Source organism: Myxococcus sp. AB036A (genome assembly GCF_006547355.1).
In the GTDB taxonomy this organism is placed as follows: Bacteria; Myxococcota; Myxococcia; order Myxococcales; family Myxococcaceae; genus Myxococcus; species Myxococcus virescens.
Genome location: NZ_VHLC01000104.1, coordinates 17,410 through 32,054 on the forward strand (window position 1 = coordinate 17,410; position 14,645 = coordinate 32,054).

Annotated in this window: 12 protein-coding genes and 1 pseudogene; 8 read left to right on the forward strand and 5 right to left on the reverse strand. The window is 70.2% G+C overall.

What is annotated here, in order from left to right; genetic code table 11:
- The first annotated feature begins 8 nt into the window (after positions 1 to 8).
- The 3 genes from FL344_RS31140 (at position 9) to FL344_RS31150 (ending at position 4,214) form a co-directional block, all read left to right on the forward strand.
- Complete coding sequence (locus FL344_RS31140; protein WP_141621077.1) at positions 9 to 689, forward strand: hypothetical protein; 681 nt, start codon at positions 9 to 11, stop codon at positions 687 to 689.
- Positions 690 to 851: 162 nt separating this feature from the next.
- Positions 852 to 3,254 (forward strand): ABC transporter permease, encoded by a 2,403-nt coding sequence (locus tag FL344_RS31145; protein WP_228565499.1) that lies wholly within the window; start codon positions 852 to 854, stop codon positions 3,252 to 3,254.
- Between the two features lie 189 nt (positions 3,255 to 3,443).
- Positions 3,444 to 4,214 carry a hypothetical protein gene (locus FL344_RS31150; protein WP_141621079.1) on the forward strand — a complete coding sequence of 257 codons (771 nt, stop codon included), beginning with the start codon at positions 3,444 to 3,446 and terminating at the stop codon, positions 4,212 to 4,214.
- A gap of 22 nt (positions 4,215 to 4,236) precedes the next feature.
- On the opposite strand, the gene FL344_RS31155 is transcribed toward FL344_RS31150, so the two are convergent.
- Positions 4,237 to 4,983 carry a pyridoxal-phosphate dependent enzyme gene (locus FL344_RS31155; protein WP_216612234.1) on the reverse strand — a complete coding sequence of 249 codons (747 nt, stop codon included), beginning with the start codon at positions 4,981 to 4,983 and terminating at the stop codon, positions 4,237 to 4,239.
- A 186-nt stretch (positions 4,984 to 5,169) separates the two neighbouring features.
- Here FL344_RS31155 and FL344_RS31160 point away from each other — a divergent pair, with 186 nt between their 5' ends.
- The 5 genes and pseudogenes from FL344_RS31160 to FL344_RS39855 all read left to right on the forward strand — a co-directional run bounded on the left by FL344_RS31160 (position 5,170) and on the right by FL344_RS39855 (position 9,047).
- Positions 5,170 to 6,999 carry a HAMP domain-containing sensor histidine kinase gene (locus tag FL344_RS31160; protein WP_141621081.1) on the forward strand — a complete coding sequence of 610 codons (1,830 nt, stop codon included), beginning with the start codon at positions 5,170 to 5,172 and terminating at the stop codon, positions 6,997 to 6,999.
- Positions 6,996 to 7,712 carry a response regulator transcription factor gene (locus FL344_RS31165; protein WP_090488889.1) on the forward strand — a complete coding sequence of 239 codons (717 nt, stop codon included), beginning with the start codon at positions 6,996 to 6,998 and terminating at the stop codon, positions 7,710 to 7,712. Before FL344_RS31160 ends, FL344_RS31165 begins: the two co-directional genes overlap by 4 nt.
- A 167-nt stretch (positions 7,713 to 7,879) precedes the next feature.
- Entirely contained in the window at positions 7,880 to 8,641 is a 762-nt protein-coding gene (locus FL344_RS31170; protein WP_141621082.1) for an energy transducer TonB, read from the forward strand.
- Between the two features lie 162 nt (positions 8,642 to 8,803).
- Positions 8,804 to 8,941, forward strand: a pseudogene (locus tag FL344_RS40120) (transposase); the annotation flags it as partial.
- A complete protein-coding gene (locus tag FL344_RS39855; RefSeq protein ID WP_255508254.1) occupies positions 8,913 to 9,047 on the forward strand; it encodes a hypothetical protein in 135 nt (44 codons plus the stop codon). The pseudogene FL344_RS40120 and the gene FL344_RS39855, both read left to right, overlap by 29 nt.
- Before the next feature lie 272 nt (positions 9,048 to 9,319).
- Here the strand turns inward: FL344_RS39855 and FL344_RS31180 are convergent, their stop codons facing one another.
- The 4 genes from FL344_RS31180 to FL344_RS31195 form a co-directional block, all read right to left on the reverse strand.
- Entirely contained in the window at positions 9,320 to 9,922 is a 603-nt protein-coding gene (locus FL344_RS31180; RefSeq protein WP_194863318.1) for a hypothetical protein, read from the reverse strand.
- 39 nt (positions 9,923 to 9,961) lie between these two features.
- Positions 9,962 to 11,563 carry a hypothetical protein gene (locus FL344_RS31185; protein ID WP_194863319.1) on the reverse strand — a complete coding sequence of 534 codons (1,602 nt, stop codon included), beginning with the start codon at positions 11,561 to 11,563 and terminating at the stop codon, positions 9,962 to 9,964.
- A 370-nt stretch (positions 11,564 to 11,933) separates the two neighbouring features.
- Positions 11,934 to 13,058 (reverse strand): tetratricopeptide repeat protein, encoded by a 1,125-nt coding sequence (locus FL344_RS31190; RefSeq protein WP_228565500.1) that lies wholly within the window; start codon positions 13,056 to 13,058, stop codon positions 11,934 to 11,936.
- 216 nt (positions 13,059 to 13,274) lie between these two features.
- On the reverse strand, positions 13,275 to 14,447 hold the full coding sequence (locus tag FL344_RS31195; protein WP_228565501.1) for a PDZ domain-containing protein: 1,173 nt from the start codon (positions 14,445 to 14,447) through the stop codon (positions 13,275 to 13,277).
- Between the last annotated feature and the right edge of the window lie 198 nt (positions 14,448 to 14,645).

Consider the following 14,645-nt stretch of genomic DNA (forward strand, 5'->3'; position numbering starts at 1 on the left):
GCCGAACCATGACCGTCACCCGTGAGAGTCCGCGCGTTTCCGTCAACAAGCTGGGCCAGTACCTCACCGCGACGCCGTCACTGCGAAAGCGCATCATCCAGGGCCAGAAGCACCCGGTGGACCCGCAGTACCTGCGCTACCCCGCCGCCGCCCAGGCCATCATCGAGTTCCTGTGCGAAGGCCGGGATGAGGTCATCCTCCGCTACCACCAGCGGCGGCTCCTCAACGCCCAGCCGGAATCCGACTACGACGCGCACCGGCTGGCCCTGTGCGCGGAGGCGCTCCAGCGTTGCCTGGTGTCCGCGGGGGACCTGGCCACCCGCGCGATTGCCAGCCCCGTGGACGCGGACCTGCCGCCGCTGGCGATGGCGGGCGTGGACATCAGCGTGCGCCCGGACGTGCTGCTGCGCAGCGTGGATGCCCAGGGGATGATGCGCTCCGGGCTGCTGAAGCTCTACTTCTCCAAGCACACGCCGCTGGACGAGCGCTCCGGGCAATACATCGCCACGGTGCTCCAGCGTTACGCCGAGGAGCGGTTGGAGCAGCGCGGCCCGGTGGACCCGCGGCTGGTGGGCGTGTTCGACGTCTTCGCGGGCCGACTCTTCCAGGCGCCCAAGGCCCAGCAGCGCCGGATGAACGACGTCCGGTTGGCGTGCGAGGAAATCGCCGCCCGGTGGGACGTCCACTGACGCGCTGGTGAGCGGGCGTCCCGCCCCGGGCCTGTCCGCTTCCGGGACGGGCCTTCCCGCATTCGCGCACCCGCCTGGCTCGCTCAGGGAAGGACACCCTCCGGATGTCCGGCGGTTGCGCCCGCGAGGCGGTTGGCATGTCCTTCGCTCATGGCCGCAGCCATGGATTCGCTCCTCCAGGACCTCCGCTACGCGATACGCACGCTGACACGAACCCCCGGCTTCACGCTGGCCGCGGGCCTCACGCTGGCGCTCGTCATTGGGGCGAACGCCGTCCTGTTCAGCGCCATCCACGCGATGCTGCTGCGGCCCCTGCCCTTTCCCCTCCCCGAATCCCTGGTCCGTATCTGGTGCGTGCAGGAGTCGGTGAGCCACGCCTCGGTGGCGGCACCGGAGCTGCTCGGCTGGCGGGAGCATTCGAAGGGCTTCAGCCAGCTCGCGGGCTTCGGACGCACCAGCCTCAACCGGACGGGAACGGACGAGCCCGAGCGGGTGCGGGCGGCGCGCATCACCCCCAACTTCTTCTCCGTGCTGGGGGTGCAACCCGCGCAGGGGCGCGACCTGCGTGAAGAGGACGCGCCACCCGGGGGTGACACCTCCGTGGTGTTGGTGAGCCATGGCTACTGGCAGCGGGCGCTCGGCGGCGTCCCGGACGTGGTGGGCCAGACGCTGGTGCTCAACGGCCGGAGCCACGCGGTGGTGGGCGTGCTGCCGGAGGACTTCTCATTCCCCGAGTTCGCCGAGGACACGGATGTGTGGGTCCCCGAGTGGCAGGACCCGCAGCGGCATGGCAACCACTACCAGTCGGTGCTGGGGCGGCTGGCACCGGGCGTCTCACTGGAGGCGGCCCGAGCGGACCTGGAGCGCGCGGCGCAGGGCATTGGCCACCCCGAGCCAGGGCAGAAGCGCCACACCGTGCGGGTGACGGGCTGGCAGGACCACCTCACGACGAACACGCGAGATGTGCTGTGGATGCTGTGGGTGGCGGTGGGCTTCGTGCTGCTCATCGCGTGCGCCAACGTGGCCAACCTCATGCTGGTGCGCACGTTGTCCCGGCAGCGGGATGGCGCCATCCGGGCGGCGCTGGGCGCCAGCCAGGGACGGCGGCTCCAGCAGTCCCTGGTGGAGAGCGTGCTGCTGTCCCTCTTCGGCGGCGTGCTAGGGCTCTTGCTGATGCTGTGGGGCATGGAGCTGGTGCGCACCCTGCTGCCCGCCAGCATGCTGCGCGTGGCGCCGCTGGAGCTCAACGGCACCGTCCTGGGCTTCAGCGTGCTGCTGTCGGTGGGCACCGGCCTGCTCTTCGGCCTGGCGCCCGCGATGCATGCGTCGGGGATGAACGTGCTGCCCCTGCTGCGGCAATCCGGCAGCGCCGTGGGCGCGCGCTCCGGGCATCCGCTGCGCAGCGCGCTCGTCATGGTGCAGCTCGCGCTCGCGCTGGTGCTGATGGTGGGCACGGGCCTCATCGTGCGCTCGCTGCAGAACATCCAGGCGGTGGACCCGGGCTTCGACGCGGAGGGGGTCGTCGCCGCGCAATTGACGCTCGCCCCCGACGCGTACCAGGAGGACGCGCGCAAGCGGGCCTTCTTCGAAGGCGTCGCGGAGCGGCTGATGGCGCGGCCCGGCATGGAAGCGGTGGGCTTCGTCAACGATGCCCCGCTGGGAGGCTCGAGCTCGAATGGTGACTTCATCCTGGAAGGGATGTCGGCCTCGCCCGGTGACCGCCACATCACGGCCTACCGGGTGGCCTCGCCCGGCTACTTCTCCGCGTTGCGCATTGGCGTGCGGCAGGGCCGCGACTTCGGGCCCGAGGACACGGAGAAGAGCGCCCCCGTCATCATCGTCAACGAGGCCTTCGTCCAGAGGTACCTCGGTGGCGGGGATGCCCTGGGCCGGCGGGTGCGGCTGACCTGGGATGACCTGCAGCCGTTCCGGGAAATCATCGGCGTGGTGGAGGACGTCCGTCACGAGTCGCTCACCCAGCCCGCCACGCCCGAAAGCTATCTGCCCTATGCGCAGTTTCCCCTGCGAGCCATGACGATGCTGGTGCGCACCCAGGGGCCGCCCGCCTCGGCGCTGGCCGCGCTGCGCGAAGAGGTGAAGGCGGTGGACGCCCAGCAGCCCGTCTACGACTTGCTGCCCTTCACGGACCGGGTGGAGAAGCTCCTGCTGCGGCCCAGGGCCACGACGCGGCTGCTGGCGGCCTTCGCCGGGCTCGCCGTCATCCTGGCCGGCGTCGGTGTCTATGGCGTGCTGGCGTATTCGGTGGGCCAGCGGACGCGAGAGTTGGGCATCCGGATGGCGCTGGGAGCCCATCCCCTCCAGGTGCTGCGGCTGGTGCTGAGCCAGGGGCTGCGGTTGACGGCCCTGGGCGTGGGCGTGGGGCTCATCGCCGCGTATGGCGCCACCCGGTTCATGGCGGCGACGCTCTATGGCGTGGAGCCCTTCGCCCCGGACATCTTCCTGGGCGTGGCCGTGGCGTTGGCGGCCCTCTCCCTGCTGGCGTGCCTGGTGCCCGCGCTTCGCGCCAGCCGCGTCTCCCCGTCGGAGTCTCTGCGCGCCGACTAGGGCTCACGCCTGCGTCATTCGAGGGGACGACTTTTCCTGGGAAGGCCCCTTGCGCGGGGGGCGGGCAACCGAGCATCCGGGCGGCCCATCGGGGCCGTTCCGGGGCGATTTCCCTCCCGGCAGGTGGGCGGACGGGGCTGGACAGCACCTGATATGGAATAAGTCGTTCCAGCTTCCGTCGGAGTAGACGTGAACAAGCTCGCCAGCATCGCCGCCCTCTTCCTTGCCGCCACGGCGCTCGTGGTGGCCCTCTGGAGTCCCCGTGAGACGGTGCAGGCTCCGCCCCCGTCCACTCCGCCCGAGCAGCCCACGAGCGTCGCCGCGGACGTCATCAACCTGGAGCGCCGGATCAAGGCCCTGGAGGACACGTCCATCAGCCTGTCCCGGCGGCTGATGGAGGTGGAGCGGCGCCCCACGTTGACGGCGGATGGGAAGGTGGTGGCCTCGCCGCCGCCCGCGGCGCTCGCGGCGGAGGTGGAGCAACTGCGCGCCGAGGTGCGCGGCATGGTCGCCGGCGAAGCGCTGAACTCCGAGGGCGGCCGCGACTACCTCAAGGACGCGGTGCGCAACGTCCAGAACGAGATGCGCAATGAGCAGCGCGCCGAGCGGCAGCAGCAGTGGCAGCAGGCGCAGATCCAGCAGCAGGCGCAGCAGCAGGAGCGCGTGCGCAAGTTCATCACCGACGCTCGGCTGAACTACACCCAGGAGCAGACGCTGACGCGCCGGCTGGAGGCGGAGTCCACCAAGCGCCAGGCGCTCATGGAAGAGGTCCGCGCCGGAACGAAGACCATGCGAGACATGCGCCAGGCGCTGCGCACGGAGAGCCAGCAGACCGACCAGGAGATGAACGCCATCCTCGACGAGGCCCAGCGCTCCCAGTACCAGTCGCTGCGCCGCGAGGACCGGAGCGTGGGTGGCCCCCCGGGCGGTCAGCGCGGTGGACAGGGCCGCGGCCGCTGAAGCGCCGTGACGAAGGCCCCCGTCATTCGAATGGGGGCCTCGCGTTGTGGGAGATGACGAGCACCTCCTCTGGCCGCCGCTCCGAGCGCGCCCAGGCCAGCAGCGCGGCGAGCGCGTCCACCGCCTTCGCATCCGCCGTCTCCAGGGGCACATCCTCGCGGTACGGATAGAAGAGGTCCTTGGAGCCCAGGCTCTGCTCCGCCCAGCGCCGCCAGCCGGGCATCGTCCTGCCGGACGCGGGTTGCAAGCCCACCACCTCGTAGCCCGCGGCAGAGAAGGGCCGGTACAGCCCCGCGACGGTGGCGCCCGTGCCGAAGCCACACACCACGCAGCGCACGGCGGGATACACGTCCTGGACGATGTCGAGCAGCCGCGTGGTCCATGACTCCACGCTCTCCACCAGCGCGCCGTTGGCGAGCTGCCGGGGCCAGAACCAGCCCTGGCGCTCGTAGTCCAGCGCCAGCTCCCAGGCCTGCGTGAAGCCGTGCACGGTGCGCACCTCCCCACCGAAGCCGTTGGCGCGCAGGTACGCGGTGCCCATCGTGTCCGTGAGGGCCACCACCGGCAGCCCGCGCTCGCGGCCCAGCGCATCCAGCGCCAGCGCCGACGACGCACCGGACAGCTCCACCAGGCCCTTCGTCTCCGCGGGCGCGGACTGGAGGTGATGGGAGAACGTCAGGTACTTCAGACTGCCCGCCGGAAGCGCTCCACCCCAGAGCACCACCGGCCCCCCCGGCCAGGGCCGTGACAAGGGAAACACGACGCGCATGCGTGAACCTCCATCCCCAACCTCCCCGGTGGGGACGTCCCACGCCAGCCACGCGGCCCGGGGGCTGTCCGGACGTGGACCCGAAGTCCGCCCGCTCACCGGCCCAGGACACTCGCCCCGGCCAGGAGGCTGAAGTGAAAAGCCTCTGGGGGAAGGCGGCTGTGCAATAGTCAGCGGCGGCTCCACATGCTGCGCCGGCTCCTTCCTACGCTCGTCGCCCTGGGTTGTGGCCTCCTGGCCCTTGGCTGGGGGCTGGTCAGCCTCCAGCGCATCTTCAGCCAGGAGCGTGATGACGCCCACGCGCAGCTGCGCTCGCGCCGGGACGCGCTGGCCCACGCGGCCGAAGAGGCCCTGCGGCAGAACCTGGCGAAGAAGCTCGATGAGAGCATCCGCCCCCTCCATGCCGCCGTGGGCGACCCGCTCGAGCCCGGCGAGGGCTACTACATCAACTTCCGCGGCTACCAGTTCCTGCCGCGCCTCACCATCCCCATGCCGGGCACCGGGACGCCCGCGCGGGACGTGCATGCCCTGCTGGGCGCGAGGATGAAGGACGGCGCCCCCGCGGGAGAATGGGAGCCCCGCCTCACGCGGCTGCGCGCGGTGGAGGCGGCGCTGGCGGCCCGGGACGCGCGAGGCGCGGCCACCCGCGTGGAGGCGCTGCTGCGCTACCACGCGGCGAACCGGCTGCCACCGGAGAAGGAGCTGCCCTTCCTGCTGCTGGTGGTGGAGCGGCTCCAGCGCGGCCCTGCCACCACGCCGCTGGTGCGGGCCCTGCTGCGCGAGGGCCTTCCAGAGGACCTGGGCGGCTTCGCCCGGGCGTCGGGGTTGCAGCGGGACGTGCTGCGCGAGCGCTCACGTTTCACGCGGGCGGACTTCGACTTCCTCCATGCGCGCATCGTCCGCGTGAGCGCCGCACTGGGCGAGCCCACGGGCGACTTCCTCGCCCGAGCGGGCGAAGCGGACGCGGGCATGCTGGTGATTCCCGAGGAGCTCTACGAGCCCACCCTCCTGGGCGAGTCCTGGTACGTGGCGCTGCGCGGCGAGGCGGTGTACGGCATCGCGGTGGACCTGGAGGCGATGCTCCAGCCCATCACCCAGGACATGCAGGCGCGCGGCCTCTTCGACGCGACGGGACGCCTGCGGCTGCGCGCGGGCGGCGCCGTCCGTCCCCTGAGCACGCTGAAGCTGGCGGTGGACATGCCTCAGTGGGCGCGCCAGGAGGCGGACATCGACGCGCGCTACGGGCTGAAGACGCTGCTGGTGGCCGTGTGCGGAGGACTCGCGGTGGCCATCGTCGCGCTCGCGGTGGTGGCCCAGCAGCGCAAGTACCACTTCCTGGAGCTCAAGAGCGACTTCGTGGCCACCGTCTCCCACGAGCTGCGCACGCCCCTGGCCTCCATCCGCCTGCTGGGTGAGACGCTGGAGCGGAAGCTGGCGCAGGCACCGGAGGTGCGTGACTACCCGGCGCGCATCGTCCAGGCCGCGGACGGGCTGCACTTCCTGGTGGAGAACATCCTGTCGTTCAACCGCATCGACAAGGGCCGCTGGACGCTGCGGACCTCGCGCGTGCGGTTGGAGGAGCTCATCCCCTCGTTGCGCGACGACCTGGCCATCGCGACCAACGTCCCCGTCCACATCACCACGGAGCTGGAAGGCGTGGAGCTGGAAGCGGACCCGGGCCTGCTGCGGATGGTGTTCTCCAACCTGGGCCGCAACGCGTGCGCCTACAACCGGAGAAGCCCCGTCGAAATCTCCATCCGCGCGCAGATGATTCCCGGCTACGGCTGCACGGTGCTCTTCCAGGACAACGGCATCGGCATCCCCGAATCCGAATGGGAGAACGCCTTCCTGGACTTCTACCGGCTGACGGTGCCCGGGACGGAGGTCCATGGCAGCGGGCTGGGCCTTGCCCTGTGCCGCAAAATCATGAAGCTGCACCGGGGCGACATCCAGGTGGCCTCCTCGGGACCCGACGGCACCACCTTCGCGCTGATATTCAACGAGCCGGCTCGATGAACACCGCTACATCCACCCCGCCCCTCCGTCCCGCCATCCTCATCGTCGAGGACGACGCCCACCTGCGCGTCGGCCTCCGGGACAACCTGCTGGACGAGGGCTACCTCGTCGCCGAGGCCCCCAGCACCCGCGACGCGGAGCGGCTGCTGCAAGAGCGTGCGTTCGACCTGCTCATCCTGGACGTCATGCTGCCCGGCGAGGACGGCTACAGCTTCTGCCGCCGCCTGCGGACGCAGGGCAACAAGAGCATGGTGCTGATGCTCACCGCGCGCTCACTGGAGGACGACATCCTCAGGGGCTTCGAGGTGGGCGCACAGGACTACCTCACCAAGCCCTACCGGCTGCGCGAGCTGCTGGCCCGGGTACGCGCCCTGGTGCGCCGCTCCGGCACGGCGCCGCCGGAGCAGATGGGCTTCAGCGGCTTCACCCTGGACCTGGGCCGGCGGCAGGTGTCGCGCGCGGACGGTTCGGTGGTGGAGCTGACGCGCACGGAGTTCGACCTGCTGGCCTTCCTGCTGCGGCACCAGGACCGGGCCCTGCCCCGAGGCGAAATCCTGGACGCCGTCTGGGGCCGCGACGTGGTGGTGGACCCGCGGACGGTGGACAACTTCGTCTCCAGCCTGAAGAAGAAGCTGGGGTGGACGAGCACCTCTGGATTCTCCATCCACACCATCCGGGGCGTGGGCTACCGCATGGAGGTCGCTTCGTCATGACACAACCATGACGAAGCGATGGCCGACCCACCGCCATTCGAAGACGCCGACTCCGTAGGTTGACTCTTGCGTGGACAGGGCGCTCCGCAGCCACCCGTCCCCGTCGGTTCCGTCCGTCTTGCACGGCCGGCACCGGGAGCGCCAGACGCTGAGGGAGGCCATCCGGAATGTTCAATTCGGTTATCGAGCGGCAGCGGGCTGGACGTCTTGGCACGGGCGTGTGGGTGTCCATCGTCCTGCATGCGGCCCTGTTCGGGGCGGTGCTCGTCATCTCCGCGAGGCCGCCGGGGCCCAGCGAGCCTCCGGAGCCGAAGGAGCTGGTGCTCCGCGTGGCGCAGCCCCCGCGCGTGGCGAAGGGCTCCCCCGCCCCCGCGCAGCCGAAGGCAGCCACCGCGCCACGCCCTCGCCCGCGCAACCGGGACCGCGTGCCCGCGCGCGTGCCGCCGCCGGTGGTGGATGCGCCGCCCAAGCCGGTGGAAGCGGTGGCGAGCACCGACACCAGCACCTCGACGGACGAGGTGGCGGACGACCCGGGGACGGGCGTGCCGGGTGGGCATCCGGAGGGCTACGAGGATAGCGACGTGATTGGCGTGCCGTACGTGCCCGGACTGGTCCCCGGGCAGGAAGCCACGGGCACCGACGTCATGCCCTTTGGCCAGGGCATGTCGCCGCCCAGACTGATGGGAACCCCGGGCATCGAATACACGCACCAGGCGCTCGCCGCCCGCGTGGAAGGCACCATGATTGCCAAGTGCGTCATCACGGTGCGCGGCGACGTGACGGACTGCCGCATCATCAAGGGCCTGCCGCACATGAACGAGGCCGTGCTCGATGCGCTGCACAACCGCCGCTACACCCCGGTGCAGTACCAGGGCCGGACGGTGAGCGTGTCCTACGTGTTCACGCTGCGGCTCAAGCTGCCCCGCTAGGAGCGTGTAGCGGTAATGGGGGTTGAGAGCGAGACCGGACGAGAGACGCCGGTCCGCCGCTGGGTGCGGCAGGCCGCTACGCCGCCATCATGCGGAAGAGCTCGAGGAGGTTGTGGGTGGCGCAGATGAGGGCCCACTCCTCCCGGGCGGACTCTCTTCCTCTCCAACCCCCTGGTGCCACTGGACAACAACCCCGTCGAGCGCCAGATGAGCGACGTCGTCCTCGGCAGGAAGAACCACTACGGCAGCAAGTCCGAGAGAGCCCCCCCAGGTGGCCGACCTCTTCTACTCGCTGATTGAGACGGCGAAGCTGCGCGGCGACGGCCCGGGGGAGTACCTGCTGCGCGCCGCTCTCGCCGCCATTGAGAACCCCGGCACCGTCACGTTGCCGAAGAGCCACGACTGACCGCTGGCCGTCCAGCGCGCGCCGGCATGGTCAGCGCTACGCGCCGGTAGGGGGCACGGCGAGCTCTTACATCCTCGCGCCGTAAGCCGAGGGGGAGCCGAAACACCGTGGGTGCATTCAGAAGCCCAGCAATCCCACCGGGTTGCTGGGCTTTTCCCGTGCGGTGACTGAATCCTCGCACCCCAGGAGCCACGCCTTGTCCTCCTGTTCCCGACGCCTGTTGCATGGAGCGGCGGGAGCTTTCCCTCGCGGCGTAGCGGTGGGCCCCTCGGTTACAGCGTGACGTCGACGGTATAGACGCCGTCGCTGGACGTGGCGGTGCCCGTCACATGGGTGCTGCCCGTCGTGCGGAGGACCTGGCCGGTGCCGTCGGGCTCGATTTCACCCGTGAGGGCGAGGTCCAGGGTGACGCTGCCCTCCAGGTCCCCGGTCATCTGGAAGGGCCCCTTGAGTGTCCCGGTGAACGTGCCGTCTGGGATGCCGCGCAACTGGAGGGTGAGCTCCGGCTGCGCCGCCGTGTCCGTGCTCGAAGTGTAGGTGATGTTCACCGGGTCCTCGTCCCCGCCCAGGATGATCTCGCCGTCGGAGTACCCGGTCATGCCAATGCGCAGGCGCATGCCCTTGTTGGCCGAACTGCCCTGGTCCACCTGCCCGGTGACGAGCAGCGTCCCGGAGACGGCGCCCGTCGTGGACTGGGGCGGGATGTTCGCAGTGGACGCGGTGTTGAAGCCGACGAAGCCCAACTGCAGGGCCTTGCCCACGGACGGGTCGAGTCCGAGGTACGCGCGGCGAGCCTGCTCGTCAGAGCTGAGTTCGTCATCACCGCAAGCCGTGAGGCCTAGGGACAGGAAGAGGGAACACGCGACAGCGGTCACGGTACGCGGAAGTGGTGTGAGCATGATGGGTGCCGCCTTTCATCCGATGGGGCTGAGGCACGTGCAGGGCGTCGTGCCGGTGCAGGCTTCCCCGTCGACCGTCTGGCAGTTGAGCCGCGGGCAGCACGGGCTGGTGGGCGAGCACGCCTGACCGCCGGCGGAGCAGGTCGAACCCGTCTCGCAGGTGCCGACGATGCTCCCCCCCGGGATGTTGCAGCCGAGCCCGACGCAGCAGTCCGCGGGCGAGGTGCAAGCCTGGCCCTGGGGCTGACAGGCGTTGGGGGTCGAGCAGGTGCCATTGCTGCAGATGCCGGAGCAGCAGGCGGCCCCCGAGGCACAGGCCGTCCCGTTCGCGGCGCACGTGCCCGCGTCCGTCCCACCCGTGCCGCCGTCCGTGCCGCCACCGCCCGGCACGGTCCCGGCACGGCACGCGTAGGCGAATTCGGAGGTGAGGGAGCAGGTGGTGCCAGCACAGCACTTGGAATCCTGCGGATCACAGGGCGTGCCCACGGGATCGCACGTCACCTTCTGGCAGGTCAGGCCGCCATTCGCGCCGGGCAGGCAGCGCGCGCCGCCGCAGCACTGGTCGGAAAACTGGCACTGCTGGTCCTGCGCGATGCAGCACGGCTCCTCGCCGGTGTAGCCCGTGGGACAGCCCGCCGGGCAGTTGTTGTTGGGGCAGCCGCCGAAGCAGCGTGGAACGCCTACGGAGTCCACCTTGCACACGGCCTTCATGCCGTCGCAGCAGGCCTCGCGGGCGTTCACGTCGATGATGCCGCCATCAGGCAGCTGGCCGCTGCCGCAGATGTTGCCCACGGGGTTGCAGCCATTCGGCTTGTCACAGCGGCTCTCGCGGCAGTGCACCGCGTTGGACAGTTTCTCACCGCCACAGCACACGCCGTCGTTGGTGCAGTAGTTGCCCGTGGGACGGCAGCCGCCCACCGGCTGGCACACGGTGGCCCCGTAGCCCAGGTCCACGCATGTGCGCGAACAGCAGTTGCTGGAGCCGGAGCACGGGTTGCCATCCTGGAGGCAACTGCCCGCGCCGCCACCGCTGACCGCCACGCAGCGGCCCGGGGTGCCCGTGTTCTCCTGCGTGCACACACCTCCGCAGCAGTCCGCGCCCTTCATGCACAGATCGCCATTGGCTTGGCACGAGTACGCCGGCTTGCAGATCCCCCCCTGGCAGTTGTTGGAGCAGCAGTCCCCCGCGCCGGTGCAGGCCTGGCCCGGCACCTTGCAACTGTCGGTGCTGCTGGAAGGCAGCGCCGCGCACTTGCCGTCCGCGCCGCAGAGCTTCGTGCAGCACGCCTCCGCGCTAGCGCACATGCTGCCCACGTCCAGGCACTGCAGCGTGGAGCACTTGCCGTCCAGGCAGCTGTTCGTGCAGCACTCAATGCCGCTGGTGCAGGTCTCGCCCGCGGCGGTGCACTGGGCACCAGGGGCAGGACAGACGCCCGTATCAGAGCAGAGGCCGGTACAGCACTGGGCGCCCGAGTCCCGGCTGCACGCCGTGCCTTCCCCGAGGCACTGGGAGCCGGGCCCCGCGTCGGGCAGGGGCTGCCCCGCGTCCGTTCCGGCATCCACCGTGACTGGCGGGAGGTTAGGCGGCTTGTCGATGTCTCCACTGCTACAAGCCACGACGCCCAAGGCCAAAAACAACAGCCAGCGGTTTGCCTTCATCCCCACAAGACCTCGGCCAGTGGCTACCGGCCACGCGGTCGGCCCCTCCACCCGCCAGCCCGTCGGCGCCAATCCCCAACCGCGCCGCCGCCGTCACTCGCGATACTCCTCGCTTCAACGCCTCCGTCGCGTAACGCAAGTGGTACACCGCAGGGGCCGCCCGCCCCGCGAGCGCGGCGAGGACCAGCTGGATCAGCTCATGGTCCGAGTGCATACCTACCTCTCCGCTCGCAATGCCCAGCGCTCCGCTAGTCCATCCTTGCGACGAGTCGACCTCAGGCGCACCCCCTGAGGCCGTTCGAGAATCACGATCCTTGGTTTAGGGCGCTCAGCCCCCGTGGCCTCCCGCTGGCACCAGGACGTGCGTCAGGACGTACTTCTTGAGGCGCCGGCGGAGCTCATCCTCCAGGGTGAGCGCGATTTGCGGGTGGACGCGCGCGCCCACCTCGAACAACACCGCCTCCAGCAGCAGCCCCTCCTGGGCGATGGCGAAGAGGCGGTCCAGCGTGGGGTCCAAGGCATCCGTCTTGCCCTCCGCCTTCTGGCTCTCATGGACGGCCAGCGCCGATGCCAGGCACTCCATCTCCTCCACGGAGGTGAACTGCTCCTCGGTGGAGCCCGTCATCTTCTTCCGGTGTGACGGCTCACCCAGCCACAGGGCCTTGCAGTTGGCGAACGCCAGCCAGGCAGGGTCGTGGTTGGGGTCGAATTGGATGGAGACGCCCTCCGCGTCGCGCTCGGCGTACCCGCGCGGAACAATGGTGTCACCGCGGATGACCAACCCCAGGTGGGCGTTGGTGCGGAAGAACTGGCGGATGACGGGGTAGCGCGGGCTCAGCGCCAGGCATTGTGCCCAGGCATCCAGCGCCTCCTCGAAGCGCCCCAGCTTCGCCAGGGCATTGCCCTTGAAGAACCAGGCACGGTGGTCATAGGGGTTGAGGGTGGTGGCGCGGCCGTAGTGCTCCAGCGCGGTGGCCGCGTCTCCGGCGAAGTAGTCCGCGTCACCCCGGAAGACCCAGGCCACGTAGCACTCGGGACACAGGTCCGTGGCCTGGGCGTACAGCTTCGCGGCCTCGTCGTAGCGCTTCGCCTGGAAGTGGGGCTCGGCCTCATCGAGCAGGGCTTTCATCCCGGCGGGCGTGGGCCACTCGCGGATGGTGCGGCGGCCGTCCTCCACCTCCACCTCCACCTGGGGGACGTCAATCAGGGCCACGCGCTGAGGCCACAGCTGGTCGCCCCACCCGCCCGGGGGCGAGTCCTTGCCCTCGATCCGATAGGCGACCTTGGAATCCTCCAGCACCTTCACGATTTCAGAGGGCGAGAGGTACGCCGGTGTCTCGTGCTCCGCCTGGGACGTCTCGGTGGCTTCGATTGGCGCTGCTGGGACGGGCTTCGGCGTGGACGCGCACCCCAGGACGAAGGAACAACCAAGGACGATGAAGAATGGACGCACGCGCGAGGGCCCCTTCGAAGGATGCGAGGACAACGGGCACCAGTCTATGCCCTGGAGTTCCTCCATCCGGAGCCTCGAAACACATCGACACGTCCCGAGCCTCCTCGGCTGGGAGATGTCCACCGTCAGGCAAGCACTTCGGAAGTGGCTTGAAAGGGCTCGCGGGGAGCGCCCAGGCCCCGCACATCCTCCTCGCGCCGCAGGTCCTCCTCCGGCTCAGGGGTGCGCGCCAACGGTGAGGTCGATGACCCTGGCAGCCCCGGCGCGCAGCACCTTGGCGTGCACGGTCTGGCCCACACGTTCCGGAGGCAGCTGCGCGACCAGGTCATCCACCTCTCGCAATGGCTGCCCCTCGAGCGTGAGCAGCGTATCACCCGGATGCAGCCCCGCCTCCTCGGCCGGGCCATCCGGCTCCACGCTCGCGACCTTGAGGCCGCTCTGGGTGCCATGGGTCTTCGCGAGCCTCTCCGGCAACCGGACGGGGAAGGCCCCCATCCCGAGGTAGCCGCTCGGCGCTTGTGCGGGCGCCTTCGTGGACGTGGCCTCGGTGCTGGGCGGCGACTTCTTTCCCCCTGGCTTCGCGGCCCCTCGAGCGACCTCGCGCGATGTGTCCTTCATCGCCTTTCGCGCGCCGCTCGCAACCTCACCGCCCTTGCGCGCTGCGCCCCGGGTCGCCTCTGCGAACGCGCGTGTTGCACCCTTGGCGCTCTTGGTGACCTCGTCGAAGGCGCGTGTTGCGTCCCGGGCGCCCTCGGCGACGTCTCGCGCCACTTCCTTCACCCTCACCGCGGGCTCGCGCGGCGCTCGCTCCTTCACGTCGCGCTTGCGTGGCGCCCCCTGCTTCGCCCCTCCAGCCTCCTGCAGGCGCAGGCGCGTCGCGGCCGGGGGCCGCCCCACTCCACCACCATGAGTCGCCATGGACATGCCTTCGCGCAATCGCTCCTTGAAGCCCTCGGCCACGCCTCCCTGCGTCGGCGCTCCACCGGCGCCCCCCCTCAGCAACCGCTGACGTGCGGCGGCTGGGGGCCGCCCCACTCCACCATGGGTCGCCAGGAACATGCTTTCGCGCAATCGGTCTTGGAAGGACTCGGCTCCCCCCTTCTCCGCCACCTTACGGAGCAGCCGCCCAGCGAGCAGTCCAATACCCAGCAGCCCGAGGATGGAGCTCCCCGGACTCGCCTTCAGCTTTTTTTGCGCAGCGCGGAGCCACTCCTCCATCGACGCTTCCTGGAGGTAGAGGGTGGTGTCCTGGAGAATGCGGCTTCCCCCCTCGAGCACGGGCCGCGTCAGCACGGTCGGCAACCGCCTGGCCGCGACCGTGAGGAGCCTCGCTCCGGACTGCGCAACGTTGGCGATGAGCGCCTCGCGCTGCGCGTGGAAGCGTTCCAATTCCTGCGCCTGAACATCCTGGGGGAGCGTCTCTTGCTGGACGCGCTTGCGCGTGTTCCCCCCGTTCGCAATTCCTTTGACCGAGGCCATGGGTGCTCACACCGCTGACGCACACGCGTGCCGGACGCGCATGCGTTGTCCGAGGAGAACGTAGACACGACAGGCGGCGAAGTTCAGGGAGGTGAGGCGGCCCCGCCC